Consider the following 14784-nt stretch of genomic DNA (forward strand, 5'->3'; position numbering starts at 1 on the left):
TTATTATCCGAATTACAATTCAATTATGTTGAATCTTATTAAATCATTTTACTTCATGTGAAATTTAAATTTAAATCACACTAATTTTCAAATAAAAATTTACTTTTTTTGAAAATATCTTTTATATCTTCACTTAATTTTAAGTCAAAATATAATATTAATAATTTATTATAACTAACAACCCAAATTAAAACAGCTTCTATTTTAATGTTTTTATCTATTAATATTTGACAAGTTTAATTTCTATGAATATAATCGGTTTTAGGAGGTGTTTTATGAAAAACATAAAAAAAATATTAGCAGTAACTCTTGCATCAACTTGCCTATTTGGAAGTGTGCAAAACGTTTTCGCTTGTACTGGTGTTATAGTAGGTAAAGATTTGACCACTGACGGAAGTTTCATCTATGGTAGAACTGAAGACTACGAAAGAAACAGAACTAAGAGATTAGTTGTTCACCCTGCTGGCGAATTCAAAAAAGGTGACAAACTTGTTGATTCAAACAATGGTTTTGAATTCATTCACCCTGAAGACAGCGTTAAATTCTTCTCTACTCCAGATTCAACTCAAAAACCAGAAGATATGGAAAAAGGTGTTTATGATGCCGCTGGTTATAATGAATATGGTCTTGGTGCTTTCTGTACAGTTTCTGCAAACTATTCAGATGAGATAAAAGCTGTTGACCCTTACATAAAAAATGGAATTAATGAAGCATCTATGTCTACATTCATACTTGCTCATGCAAAATCAGCAAGAGGTGCGATTGAATTATTGGCAAAAACTATAGATGAAAAAGGTGCATCTATGGGCGATATTGTAGTTTTTGGAGACCATGATGAAGTTTGGTACATGGAAATTTACTCAGGTCATCAATATGTTGCTATAAAATATCCTGCTGATAAATTCAGTGTATTCCCTAATGCATTCTGGCTAGGCGGAGTTGATTTAAACGACAAAGAAAATGTAATTGCTTCAAAAGATATAGTTAAAGTTGCTAAAGATGCTAAGACTTACACTGAAACTAAAGATGGTCTAATGGATTTAGCCGCTTCTTATGCACCTAAAAAATTAAGAGAGTCTAACAGATCTAGAATGTGGTCTGGAGTTCACTCACTTGATCCAAATTCAAAAATTAAATATGATGCAGAAAGATTTGAACTTATGAATGATCTTTCTAAAGATAGTGAAAAGATTGATATAAAAGACGTTTTAGCTTTCACAAGAAACAGATTTGAAGGAACTGACTTCAAAGCATCTGAAAACAGAAAATTATTAAAAGAAAGTAGAGAGCATAAATATCCTGTTGGTAATATCAACACTATGCAATCACATATCTTCCAAATAAAACCAAACTTCCCTAAAGAAGCTCCGGGAATAATGTGGTTGACTCCTGGTAGCCCTCTTAATATTCCTTATATCCCAATATTTGCCGATATTAACGACGCCACAGCTCAATACAAAAATGACGCTCCAACTTATGATGACAATTCTCTATACTGGGTAGGAAGCTCTGTAAATGATTTAGTTACTTCTAACAGAGATGCTCTTGGCGTTCCTACTAGAGAAAAAGTTCTTGCATTAGAAGATAAATTTATGAAAGATTTACCAGCTGCAGAAAAAGAATGGTTAGAAATTTACAAAAAGGATAAAGCTGCCGCTGCTAAGTTCTCTACTGAAAAGACTAATTCTTTCTCAGATGCTGCTTTCAAACTTGAACAAGAACTACAAAAAGACCTTTCAGTTGTATCAAAAGTTGATATAGACGATCACTGGGCAAACAAAGCTATACTAAGCAACATAGCTAACAAGACAATGTCAGGAACAGACAAATTACACTTTGCTCCTAACCAAACTATTTCAAGAGCAGAATTCGTTACAATACTTGGTAGACTTGCAAAAGTTGATACAGAAAAATTCAAAGAAAATAAAGCTACTGATATAGTTGCTGATAAATTCTATACAGCTTATATGAACTGGGCAGTTGAAAATAATTTAGTTAAAGGTAAGGAAGACGGACTTGTTAAACCTGATGATAAACTAACTCGTGAAGAAATGTCTGTAATCTTAGCTAAGTATATAGATATGTCAGCTGACAAATACTTGCTTAAAGATGTAAAAGCAGAAGTTAAATTTGCAGATGAAGAAACTATTTCTGATTGGGCAAAAGATTCTGTTGCATTGCTTTCTAACATGAAATTATTAAAAGGAAAAGACAACAACAACTTTGTACCTAAAGATAATTTAACTAGAGCAGAAGTAGCTCAAATCATATTTAACTTTAAAGCTAAATAAATTAAAGAAGACCATTACCTTTTTAGATAATGGTCTTTTCTCATGTTCCACAATAAGTTTTAAACTTTAATATAGCAGACTCTTCCATTGGCCTCTTGTATTTCTCATCGATTTCAATTTCGTAGTTATATGGTTCGCTGAATATCTTTGTAGCTTCTTCCAATGGCTTATAATTTCCATTCTCAGCCGATTTAATTATCTTTTCTATTATTTCATTTCTAGGTATGACCACCGGATTAGATTTCTTCATCAGCTCTCTTGAACTACACTTTGGTTCCCACTTTTCTACAAATCTTTCGAGTTCCTTTTGGTATTCTCCAATTGTCAATTTATAGAATGTGTTTGTGAAATCCATTTTATTCATATACATTGTGTTTAACAATTCATAAATTAATTCGTCATCATTTTCTTCAGGATTTTCAATTCCCAATTTGTTGAAGAACCCTCTTTTAAATTCTTCCTCATATATCTTTGAAAAATCAGTTAAAACTTTTTCAATTTCTTCTTTGCTAACTTCTTCTAATAATACATCTAAAATATATTCTGCAAATCTTGCCAAATTCCATTGATATATCTTCGGTTGGTTTGAGTATTTGTACCTTCCAATCGTATCTATTGAGCTAAAAACAGTTTCAGGATTGTATATGTCCATAAAGGCACACGGGCCATAGTCTATAGTTTCAACTGCTAAAGACATATTGTCAGTGTTCATGACTCCGTGGATGAACCCTATTCCCATCCACTTTGCCATGAGTTTAGCTCCTTCTTCTGACAATTTTTTCAATAGATTAAATGGACTTATCCCACCGTATAATTTATTTGAAATATAGTCTAAAAGTTCTTTTACAGACTCTTTTCCCATCTCTTTTGCATATCCAAAAGTTCCAAATCTGACATGTGTTTTGGCAAGCCTTAAATTTACTGCTCCGTCTTCTACACTCTCTCTTATAACTGCATTTCCAGTCTTAGCTACAAACAGACTTCTTGTAGTGGGAACTCCAAGGGCATACATTGCCTCTGAAATTAAATATTCCCTCACCATAGAGCCCAAAGTAGCCTTGCCATCTCCACCTCTTGAATAAGGTGTTTTGCCACTTCCCTTTAAATGTAGCTCAACTCCATCCAAATCTCCTATAAGAGTTGCTCTGCCATCTCCAAGCCTTGTAAAATATCCAAACTGATGTCCGCTATATGCCATGGCTATAATGTCTTCGCTACTATAATCTATTTCTTTAAGACCTAGTCCAAGTTGATTTAACAACTCATCATTAACTTTCACATACTCTAAAGGAATTTCCGTTGGTTTAACTCTTGAATAGAATGTTGGAGATAGTTTCTCTAAATATTCATAGTTCATTTCAAATTCTCCAAAAGTTTTAAAGTGAAGTCGTAGACTTTCTTTGTTGAAGAAATACTAATTCTCTCTTTAGGTGAATGTGCATCAAACATATCTGGACCAAAAGAAATCATCTCTGTATTTGGAAGAGCTCTTTTCAAAATTCCGCACTCAAGACCTGCATGCACTGCCTCAAATGTAGCCTTATTTGGATACATTGCATTCCAAGTTTCTTCTGCTATGTCCTTCAATTTACTCTCTGGTTCGTATTCCCAACCTGGATATTCATTTTCTATTTCAAATTTAGCACCATTCACATCAGCAATTGTATTTAGCTTTTCTATTAGGAATTTTAATTTTGAAGCTGACGCTGAACGTACAGAAATAACATACTCTATAACTTCTTCACCTTGTGATACAATTGCATTGTTTAAAGAAGTTTCAACTAATCCGTCTATATTCTTAGAATAAGCAAACACTCCATTTGGAACTGATACCGCAAAACTTATAAACCTATTAGACAACTCTTCGCTAAGAACTCTCTCAACTCTAATTTCTTCAACTTCAATTTTCAAATTAGGGTCTGTGCTCTTGTATTCATGAACAAAATCTTCTTCAAGTTCTTTTATTCTGCTCTTTGCAAGTTCCAAATCTTCAACACAAATTATAAACTCATTTCTGTTTGCAATTGCATTGTGCTTTGTTCCACCGTTTATCTTAGCAAGTCTGATTTGCATTTCACGTCTTAAATCGCCCAACACTCTCGCTGCTAATACATTTGCATTGGCCTTGTCCCTATTTATTTCCATTCCTGAGTGTCCACCTTCAAGGCCTGAAATTTTTACTTTCAAAGCCTCTGAATTTTTATCTTCCCATTCCAATTTAAAAGAACTTACAGTTTCTGCTCCGCCGGCGCTACTCACAAGGAATATACTCTCTTCTTCTGAATCTATATTAAGTAGATAATCCCCTTCTACATCGCCTTTTTTTATCGAACCCGCGCCCTTCATTGTGGTTTCTTCTTCTGTTGTTATAAGCACTGTAAGTCTTGGATGTCTTATCTCGTCAGAATCCAATATAGTCAAAGCATAAGCCACCGCCATTCCATCGTCTCCACCTAAGGTAGTTCCTCTTGCCTTTAAAAAATCCCCGTCTATATACATATCGATAGGGTCTTTTTCAAAATCATGTGTGCTTCCGTCTTCTTTTACGCACACCATGTCCATGTGTCCTTGTATTATTACACTCTTTGAGTTTTCATATCCTTCAGTTGCTTCTTTTTCTATAATTACATTATTAGCTGAATCTTTTCTAACTTTCAAATTTCTATCTTCGGCAAAGCCCACTAAAAAATTGGCGATTGCCTCTTCATTTCCTGAGCCTCTTGGTATTTGATTTATTTTATAAAACCAGTTAAAAACTGCATTCTTTCTTAAATTTTCCATTATGTGCCTCCTTTGCTTTATTTCATTGTACCCAATTTTTAGCAATGATAATTTATCATAACAAGTGCAACATAAATAAACTCATAGCTAATCAGCTGTGTTAATATGTAAGTGACCAAACAAAACATATTAAAAGGAGTGATTAACTATGAGCTATAACCATCTTACCATAGAAGAAAGATCTTGTATTTACCAATTTTTAAATTTAGGAATGAGTATAAGGAAAATTGCACAAGCACTTAAAAGGTCACCTAGTACAATATCTAGAGAAATTAAAAGAAATTCATCTAAGATAAAAGTTAGTAGGGGAAGTTACACTAAGTACTTTCCGATAAAGGCAAATGATAAATATATTGATAGAAGAAAAGACTGCCATAGAAAAAGTAAATTTTCTAAAGATGTTATTGATTATTTAACTGTAAAGATTAACGAACATTGGTCCCCTGAACAAATATCAAATAGAAACACAAATGAGATTCATGAATTACCATCTACATCAACGATATATAGAATGATACACGCCAAAAAGCTGCCAAAAACTAGTATGAAAAATTTGAGAAGAAAAGCTAAATTTAAAAGGCCAGCAGAAAAAAGAGGAAAATTCAATGATAAAGGTAGAACAATTAAGAAAAGACCTAAAGAGATATACAGAAGGCAAGAATTAGGCCACTGGGAAGCAGATACAGTGGAATCAGGCAGATTAGATCATAAAAGGAAAAGTAGATGTTGTTTCGTAACTTTAGCAGAAAGAAAATCTAGATATTATATAGCAATCCTAGTTGAAAATAGAAAGTCGGAAAGCGTAACACCAGCAATAATAAATGCATTAAAAGATTATCCAAAAGAATTAGTAAAAACAATAACCTTTGATAGAGGTAAAGAATTTTCAGAATTTGAGAAAATAGAAAAAGAATTAGGATGCAAAACTTATTTTTGTGATCCCTATTGTGCATGGCAAAAAGGTACAAATGAAAATAGTAACGGACTTTTGAGGGAGTTTTATCCTAAGGGTATGGATTTATCAGAAGTGAATATTGATGAATTAAATTATAACTTAAGTTTAATGAATAATAGACCTAGAAAATGTATAAAATATAAAACACCTAAAGAAGAACTTTTTGGTCTCTTACCATAGGTGTTGCATTTGATTTGACAATTCGTCTAGAAAAAATAATAGCTTTAATAATTGCAACTCTAACAATTAATCAATTAGGTCTGCAAAACAAAAAGACTAAATTAGAGATACAAGAATTAAAGCTAAAAATTAAAAAACTTAGGCAGAGGGAATAACCCTCTCCTAAGTGGATTCTACCAAAAACATTATGTTAAATCAAGCTTTGAACATTTTAATCGGGATATCTATTATAATCATTCTCTTGCTTTTAATAATATTAGCAATTAAGAAAAATAAAAAGCAAAAATTAGAAAAGGAATTAGACAATGAACGAAGAAAAAACAAGTGAAGCCCAAAGAAAAGCTTCTAGAAAATGGGAACAAAACAATAAGGAAAGAAATTACTATCTAACTTTGAGAAGGTCTGCAAGAAATTTCATAAGAAATCATGCCACAGAAGAAGATCTAGAAGAACTAAAAACACTAATTGAAGAAAGATATAAAGATTAATGTTTTACAATAGATAATTTATCATAACAAGTGCAACATAAATAAACTCATAGCTAATCAGCTGTGTTAATATGTAAGTGACCAAACAAAACATATTAAAAGGAGTGATTAACTATGAGCTATAACCATCTTACCATAGAAGAAAGAATCTTGTATTTACCAATTTTTAAATTTAGGAATGAGTATAAGGAAAATTGCACAAGCACTTAAAAGGTCACCTAGTACAATATCTAGAGAAATTAAAAGAAATTCATCTAAGATAAAAGTTAGTAGGGAAGTTACACTAAGTACTTTCCGATAAAGGCAAATGATAATATATTGATAGAAGAAAAGACTGCCATAGAAAAAGTAAATTTTCTAAAGATGTTATTGATTATTTAACTGTAAAGATTAACGAACATTGGTCCCCTGAACAAATATCAAATAGAAACACAAATGAGATTCATGAATTACCATCTACATCAACGATATATAGAATGATACACGCCAAAAAGCTGCCAAAAACTAGTATGAAAAATTTGAGAAGAAAAGCTAAATTTAAAAGGCCAGCAGAAAAAAGAGGAAAATTCAATGATAAAGGTAGAACAATTAAGAAAAGACCTAAAGAGATATACAGAAGGCAAGAATTAGGCCACTGGGAAGCAGATACAGTGGAATCAGGCAGATTAGATCATAAAAGGAAAAGTAGATGTTGTTTCGTAACTTTAGCAGAAAGAAAATCTAGATATTATATAGCAATCCTAGTTGAAAATAGAAAGTCGGAAAGCGTAACACCAGCAATAATAAATGCATTAAAAGATTATCCAAAAGAATTAGTAAAAACAATAACCTTTGATAGAGGTAAAGAATTTTCAGAATTTGAGAAAATAGAAAAAGAATTAGGATGCAAAACTTATTTTTGTGATCCCTATTGTGCATGGCAAAAAGGTACAAATGAAAATAGTAACGGACTTTTGAGGGAGTTTTATCCTAAGGGTATGGATTTATCAGAAGTGAATATTGATGAATTAAATTATAACTTAAGTTTAATGAATAATAGACCTAGAAAATGTATAAAATATAAAACACCTAAAGAAGAACTTTTTGGTCTCTTACCATAGGTGTTGCATTTGATTTGACAATTCGTCCAATAAAAAAAGGTAGCCTAAGCTACCCGATTAAAATACTAAAAGTTCTTCTGCTTTATACTCAACTTCAATCTTTTCTTGTTTTGGTTGAGCTGGTTGTTTTCCAACTGCGCTAGGGTCTGCCGCTTCATATACAAGCTGTTCAACTCCCCAGCTTCTCAACTCGTCAGCTGTACCTATCCAAACAGGCATACCCACTCTTGCTCTTGGAAATACAAATTGTTCAATATCGTAGTTGAACATTCTAATACATCCGTTTGAAGCATATTGACCAAGTTGATGTGGCTTAATGTTACCATGTATTCCGTATCCACTTGCGCCAGGTATGCTAAGTCCCATCCATCTTTCTCCCAATGGATTTTTAGGATCATCAGGTAAAGCTGGAGAATATTTTCCGCTCATTCCGCCCCAAGCTGGATTCTTATGCATATTAGCAATTTTAGCCTTTGCTGATGGAGTAGGAGTGCCTGAAGTACCAACTGTTACAGGAAATTTATAAATCGGAGTTTTTCCACTATAGTATGTCAAAATTCTAGTTGTCTTATTAACTACTATCCAATCTCCGCTAGTTGGTTGGTTTAAAATCACATCTTGTACAACCATATTTGGATTGTGTACCACTTTGTTAGTCATCCCATCAAGCTTTCCTGTTACAGGTAAATTAGAAAGAGCTTGAAATCTTTTTATCTCTTCAACTTTTCTATAACCTGACTTGTCCATAAAAGTATTTGGTCTGACATATTGGGCATATACTCCTGCACTATTCAAAATGCAAATAGACATTACAACGCTAAAAACAATTTTTCTAAAAAACTTATTCATCTTTTTCCTCTCTACAACAATGGCTCTAAAAATTTGCCAGTATATGATTTAGGATTTTCTGCAACTTCTTCAGGTCTTCCTTCGGCGATTATCTCTCCACCGCCGTCTCCACCTTCCGGTCCTAAATCTATTATGTGGTCCGCAGTCTTTATTACATCTAAGTTGTGTTCTATGACTACAACAGTATTTCCTCTGTCTACTAGTTCATTCAAAACTCCAATCAGCTTTCGAACGTCTTCAGAATGTAGACCTGTGGTAGGTTCATCAAGTATATACATAGTTCTTCCAGTGGCAACTTTTGAAAGTTCAGTAGCAAGTTTTATTCTCTGCGCCTCTCCACCAGAAAGTTGAGTTGACGGTTGACCAAGTTTTATATAAGAAAGCCCTACATCTCTCAACGTTTCAAGTCTTCTTATTATCCTTGGATGAACTTCAAAAAAGTCTATAGCTTCTTCTACTGTCATATCCAACACTTCTGAAATATCTTTGCCCTTATACTTAACTTGTAAAGTTTCACGATTGTATCTCTTGCCCTTGCAAACTTCACATGGCACATATACATCTGGTAGGAAGTGCATTTCTACTTTGATTATACCATCGCCTTTACAGGCTTCACACCTTCCACCTTTTACATTGAATGAGAATCTACCTTTTTTATATCCTCTCATCTTAGATTCGTTAGTTTCTGCAAATATATCTCTTATTATATCAAAAGTTCCAGTATATGTTACAGGATTTGAACGAGGAGTTCTACCTATTGGACTTTGATCTATATCTACAACCTTGTCTATAAATTCAAGTCCCTTTATTTCCTTGTGCTTACCAGGTTTTATTCTCGAACGATTTACCTTGCTCGCCAAAGCTTTAAAAAGTATTTCATTTATAAGTGAACTCTTGCCACTTCCTGACACACCTGTAATAGCTACAAATTGTCCCAACGGTATTTTAACATCTATATTTTTCAAATTATTTTCAGATGCTCCAACTATCTCAATTTCATTTCCCGTGTATGCTCTTCTACTCTTAGGAACCTCTATCTTTTTACGTCCTGATAAATATGCACCGGTAATTGATTCCTCGCAATCCATTACTTCTTCCGGAGTACCTTGAGCAACTATGTGCCCCCCAAGTCTACCGGCACAAGGTCCAATATCAACTATCTGGTCAGCCATTCTCATAGTGTCCTCATCATGTTCGACTACTATAAGTGTGTTCCCAACGTCTGTAAGTTCACGAAGAGCTCCCAAAAGTTTTTCATTGTCTCTCTGATGGAGTCCTATACTTGGTTCATCAAGCACATATATAACCCCCACAAGCTTTGAGCCTATTTGAGTTGCAAGTCTTATACGTTGAGACTCCCCACCTGAAAGAGTTCCGCTCATTCTTGAAAGAGACAGATATTCAAGTCCAACTGTTTCTAAAAATCCAAGTCTTGCATTTATCTCCTTTAGTATTTCAGACGCAATCATATTTTCTTTCTCAGATAGTTTTAACTCTTTAAAAAATTTAACTGCATTTGCAATTGAAAGTTCTGTGAGTTCAAATATATTAAGACCCCCAACTTTTACAGCAAGCGAAGACTCTTTAAGTCTTGCTCCATGACATTTTGGACACGGAGTATTGCTCATAAATTCTTCAATTCTGCCAAGCTGCGCATCAGAGCTAGTCTCCATATATCTACGTTTTAAATTCTTCTTTATACCTTCAAATTCTCCAACGTATAATTTATCTCCTGAGAAATGTGAATTGAATTTAAATTTTAATTTTTCTTCAGAACCATTCATAAGTTCATCTATAAATTCTTTTGGAGCATTCTTAATCGGCTCATCCAAACTGAAATTGTGTAACTCAGCAAGAGCTTTTATCATCTCATTGTAGTATGTTCCATCAACTGTTGAATAGCAAGCTATCGCTCCTTGATTTATAGATAGATCCTTGTTAGGCAAGACCAAATCTTCATCAACTTCCTTTGAAAATCCAAGACCATTACAAACTTCACATGCGCCAATTGGAGTATTAAATGAAAATGACCTAGGAGTTATCTCCTCAATTACAATGTTGCAATCCGGACATGCCAACTTTGAGGAAAAAGTCATTCTTTCTCCATCTATTACATCAATATGCACAAGCCCATCAGAAAGAGAAAGTGCCTGTTCCATGGATTCTGCAAGTCTAGACTCTATTCCTTCTCTTATTATCAATCTGTCAATTACTACATCAATATCATGTACTTTATTTTTATCAAGTTCTATATCTTCGTCTAAATCTCGTAGTTCTCCATCTATAACCACTCTGATAAAGCCGTCTTTTTTAAGCTTGTCTAAATTTCTCTTATGAGTTCCCTTTCTTCTGCTTATCACCGGAGAAAGTACTTGAATTTTAGTTCTCTCTTCAAGTTCTAAAACTTTGTCCACCATTTGGTCTATTGAAAATGATGTTATCTCTTTCCCACAACTTGGACAAAATGGATGCCCAACTCTCGCATATAAAAGTCTTAAGTAATCATAAATTTCAGTTACAGTTCCAACTGTAGACCTTGGATTTTTGCTAGTAGTCTTTTGATCTATAGAAATGGACGGACTCATCCCCTCTATATAGTCAACTTCCGGCTTATCCATCTGACCTAAAAATTGTCTTGCATAGCTCGACAAACTCTCTACATATCTTCTCTGCCCTTCGGCATAAATTGTATCAAAGGCAAGAGAAGACTTACCTGAACCAGAAAGCCCTGTGAATACTACAAATTTATTTCGTGGTATCTCTAAATCAACATTTTTTAAATTATGTTGTCTTGCTCCTTTGATAACTATATTTGAACTACTCATGTTCACCTCAATTGTCTTTTATCTTCTCCATTGTATCTTTTAATTCTTTTATCTTATCTCTTATTTCTGCAGCCTTTTCGAAATCAAGCGACTCTGCAGCCTTATACATCTGTTGTTTTAAGGCATCTATCATAGCTAATATCTCTTCGTTTGAGAAAGTTTCAACAGCTTCATACTTAGTCTCATTTTCCGCAGCTATAGTAGCCTCTATTACCTCTCTGACGCTCTTTGATACAGACTTAGGTGTTATACCATGTTCCTTATTGAACTTGTCCTGTATCTCCCTACGTCTGTTAGTTTCGTCTAAAGTTGTCCTCATAGACCTTGTAATAGTGTCGGCATACATTATAACTTTTCCCTTTACATTTCTGGCAGCACGTCCTGAAGTTTGGATAAGAGAAGTCTCACTTCTCAAAAAGCCTTCTTTATCAGCATCTAAAATTATAACAAGAGACACTTCAGGTATATCCAATCCCTCACGCAACAAGTTTATACCCACAAGCACATCATATACACCAAGTCTTAAATCCCTTATAATTTCCATTCTTTCGATGGTATCTATATCAGAGTGCATATAAGTTACCTTCATACCTATTTCTTTTAAATGCCTACTCAAATCTTCCGCCATCTTTTTAGTAAGAGTAGTCACCAACACTCTTTCTCCAACTTCTATCCTGTCATTTATCTCATTAATTAAGTCGTCAATTTGGTGTTCAGTAGGTCTAACGTCAATCTCCGGATCCAACAATCCTGTAGGTCTTATAATTTGCTCTACTCTATTTTGTTCGTGTTCCTCTTCATAAGGTCCTGGAGTAGCTGAAACGTAGACTGTCTGATTCATCAATTCTTCAAACTCACTAAAATGTAATGGTCTGTTATCAAGTGCAGAAGGAAGCCTGAATCCATAATCTACCAAAGTTTGTTTACGTGCTCTGTCTCCATTAAACATTCCTCTTATTTGAGGTATTGTGGCATGAGACTCATCTATTATAGTCAAAAAATCTTTTGGGAAATAGTCAATTAATGTATACGGTCTTGAACCGGCCGGTCTTTGAGAAAGGTGTCTTGAGTAGTTTTCTATTCCAGAACAGAATCCCATTTCAGATAGCATTTCTAAATCATATCTTGTCCTCTGTTCAATTCTCTGTGCTTCCAAAAGCTTCTCTTGGTCTTTTAAAACTTTTAGCCTTTCATCTAACTCTTCTTCAATGGTCACAATTGCTCGCTTAACTTTATCCTCTGAAGTTGCAAAGTGAGATGCTGGATATATTGCAATATGTTTTCTATAACCTATAACTTCTCCCGTAAGAGCATTCATTTCAGTTATTCTGTCTATCTCATCCCCGAAAAATTCAACCCTTATACTGTTTTCAGATGAGAAAGCCGGGAATATTTCAAGCACATCTCCCCTAACTCTAAAAGTCCCTCTCACAAAATTTACGTCATTTCTAACATATTGAATATCAACCAATTTTTTCATGATTTCATTTCTGTCCTTGAGCATACCCGGCCTTAGAGACACTACCAGATTTTCATAATCTATAGGGTCTCCCAAGCCATATATACAAGAAACAGAAGCAACTATGATGACGTCTCTTCTCTCGAACAAACTCATAGTTGCAGAGTGTCTTAATTTATCAATTTCATCATTTATAGAAGAATCTTTTTCAATAAAAGTATCACTTTGAGGTACATAGGCCTCCGGTTGATAGTAATCATAGTAACTTACAAAATATTCAACCGCATTTTCAGGAAAGAACTCTTTAAACTCGCTCGCAAGCTGGTATGCCAAAGTCTTGTTGTGCGCTATTACAAGAGTTGGCCTTTGAACTCTTTCAATTATATTCGCCATTGTAAAAGTCTTTCCAGACCCAGTTACACCAAGTAGCGTCTGGTGTTTTAAATTATTATTTAAACCCTCTACCAATCCATCAATAGCTTGAGGTTGGTCTCCCATTGGGCTAAAATCCGAATGAATTTTAAATTCCATTACATCACCTTGTTTAAGTATACCCGAACAATTGTTTCTTGTAAACAAAAACGAACAATTGTTTCTTTTTAATTAGCTCTCTATTAGTATTTACTCTATTTTCTAAAAATCAATCGCATATTTTTCTATAAAAAATCCCGCAGACTATTCCACGGGATAATTTTTCTATTTATTATTAATTAATCGACAACTACTCTTGCCAATTTTTACAAACATCAATCCATTCAATATAATTAGAATACTTCTCTAACTGTTCAAGATTTACTTTAACAGTGTTGTAAGAATCTCCACCGCCAGTATAAACTATATCAAATCTTTTTAAAGATTCGTCCAAGTATACTTTCACATTGTCTTTTAACCCAAAAGGACATATCCCACCAGGCGAGTGCCCTGTCAATCTTTCAACATCTTCAAAAGAAGCCATCTTAGCTTTTGAGTTGAACTTAGCCTTGTATTTTGGATTATCTATCTTTGCATCTCCACTTGTAACTATTAATACAGTTTCATCTCCAATTACAAAAGACATTGTCTTTGCAATTTGCTTTGGTTCACAGCCAAGTAAACTCGCAGCATTTTCTACAGTGTCAGATATTACATCACTATGTAAAACTAAATCTTCTAAATCATCTTTCTTAAATACTTCTCTTACACTTTCTACAGACATATTTCCCTCAGCTACAAACTTATTTTAAATTTTAATCTTTAACATCTTAGTTATTACACCAAAATCATAAGTATTTTCTATTTCTTTTTAATATTTGATTCTATTTCCAATCCCTGAACTATCTTATGACTCATTTACCAACTTGCCTGTCATGTGTTCAATAGTTAGCTCAAGCATCTGAACTCTACTTCCGGCCTTAACAATCTCTTCTTCAACCGCCTCAGCTGTAGGATAGTATTTAAGAGCAAGTTTTCTAACTCTCTCTATAGTTTCTTCTTGGTCTTCTATGAATTTAATTTTTCCAAATATAATTATGCTCTTTATGTTTAATGCCCAATCGCCCTCTTTACGAAATCCTTCATCATATACACAAAATGAAACCTTATTATTATTTCTAAGAGCATCCAACTTATATCCTACTTTTGCACAGTGAAAATAAATCTTTCCATTTTCCTCTTCATATACAAAGTCTAAAGGAAGTGCATAAGGATAATCCTCATCTCCCACAACTGCCAAAACACCTCTTGGCTCTCTCTTTAAAATCTCGATACATTCTTCATTAGATAACTGTTGCGCACTTCTTCTCATTTTTCTAAATTCCATCTACTATCCTCCTACCAAATTTTAAATTATTTATCTATATTATACTAAATTTTAATAT

At 33.7% G+C, this 14784-nt stretch carries 10 protein-coding genes and 1 pseudogene; 4 read left to right on the forward strand and 7 right to left on the reverse strand.

Annotated features, from left to right (window positions below; all coding sequences use genetic code 11):
* Positions 1–275 precede the first annotated feature (275 nt).
* The gene (locus B8869_RS09065) at positions 276–2291 is read left to right on the forward strand and encodes a C69 family dipeptidase (protein WP_084231305.1); all 2016 of its coding nucleotides are present in this window, start codon (positions 276–278) and stop codon (positions 2289–2291) included.
* Between the two features lie 40 nt (positions 2292–2331).
* Here B8869_RS09065 and B8869_RS09070 read toward each other — a convergent pair whose 3' ends face one another.
* Both B8869_RS09070 and B8869_RS09075 read right to left on the reverse strand, forming a co-directional pair.
* A complete protein-coding gene (locus B8869_RS09070; protein WP_084231306.1) occupies positions 2332–3648 on the reverse strand; it encodes a protein adenylyltransferase SelO family protein in 1317 nt (438 codons plus the stop codon).
* On the reverse strand, positions 3645–5072 hold the full coding sequence (locus B8869_RS09075; protein ID WP_084231307.1) for an aminoacyl-histidine dipeptidase: 1428 nt from the start codon (positions 5070–5072) through the stop codon (positions 3645–3647). Before B8869_RS09075 ends, B8869_RS09070 begins: the two co-directional genes overlap by 4 nt.
* Before the next feature lie 148 nt (positions 5073–5220).
* On the opposite strand from B8869_RS09075, the gene B8869_RS09080 reads away from it, so the two are divergent.
* The 3 genes and pseudogenes from B8869_RS09080 to B8869_RS09090 all read left to right on the forward strand — a co-directional run bounded on the left by B8869_RS09080 (position 5221) and on the right by B8869_RS09090 (position 7795).
* On the forward strand, positions 5221–6207 hold the full coding sequence (locus B8869_RS09080) for an IS30 family transposase (RefSeq protein WP_084229742.1): 987 nt from the start codon (positions 5221–5223) through the stop codon (positions 6205–6207).
* A gap of 305 nt (positions 6208–6512) precedes the next feature.
* A complete protein-coding gene (locus B8869_RS09085; protein ID WP_084230365.1) occupies positions 6513–6695 on the forward strand; it encodes a hypothetical protein in 183 nt (60 codons plus the stop codon).
* A 114-nt stretch (positions 6696–6809) separates the two neighbouring features.
* A pseudogene (locus B8869_RS09090) lies at positions 6810–7795 on the forward strand (IS30 family transposase).
* Between the two features lie 57 nt (positions 7796–7852).
* On the opposite strand, the gene B8869_RS09095 reads toward B8869_RS09090, so the two are convergent.
* The 5 genes from B8869_RS09095 to B8869_RS09115 form a co-directional block, all read right to left on the reverse strand.
* Positions 7853–8644: a L,D-transpeptidase gene (locus tag B8869_RS09095; protein ID WP_084231308.1), complete on the reverse strand. Its 792-nt coding sequence runs from the start codon at positions 8642–8644 to the stop codon at positions 7853–7855.
* Positions 8645–8655: 11 nt separating this feature from the next.
* Positions 8656–11469 carry an excinuclease ABC subunit UvrA gene (uvrA, locus tag B8869_RS09100; RefSeq protein WP_084231309.1) on the reverse strand — a complete coding sequence of 938 codons (2814 nt, stop codon included), beginning with the start codon at positions 11467–11469 and terminating at the stop codon, positions 8656–8658.
* Between the two features lie 7 nt (positions 11470–11476).
* The gene (gene uvrB / locus B8869_RS09105; protein WP_084231310.1) at positions 11477–13459 is read right to left on the reverse strand and encodes an excinuclease ABC subunit UvrB; all 1983 of its coding nucleotides are present in this window, start codon (positions 13457–13459) and stop codon (positions 11477–11479) included.
* Between the two features lie 190 nt (positions 13460–13649).
* On the reverse strand, positions 13650–14123 hold the full coding sequence (locus B8869_RS09110) for a YbaK/EbsC family protein (protein WP_084231311.1): 474 nt from the start codon (positions 14121–14123) through the stop codon (positions 13650–13652).
* Between the two features lie 123 nt (positions 14124–14246).
* Positions 14247–14726 carry a pyridoxamine 5'-phosphate oxidase family protein gene (locus B8869_RS09115; protein ID WP_084231312.1) on the reverse strand — a complete coding sequence of 160 codons (480 nt, stop codon included), beginning with the start codon at positions 14724–14726 and terminating at the stop codon, positions 14247–14249.
* Positions 14727–14784: the final 58 nt, after the last annotated feature.

Origin of the sequence: Peptoniphilus asaccharolyticus DSM 20463, assembly GCF_900176115.1 — a bacterium.
GTDB classification, from domain to species: domain Bacteria; phylum Bacillota; class Clostridia; order Tissierellales; family Peptoniphilaceae; genus Peptoniphilus; species Peptoniphilus asaccharolyticus.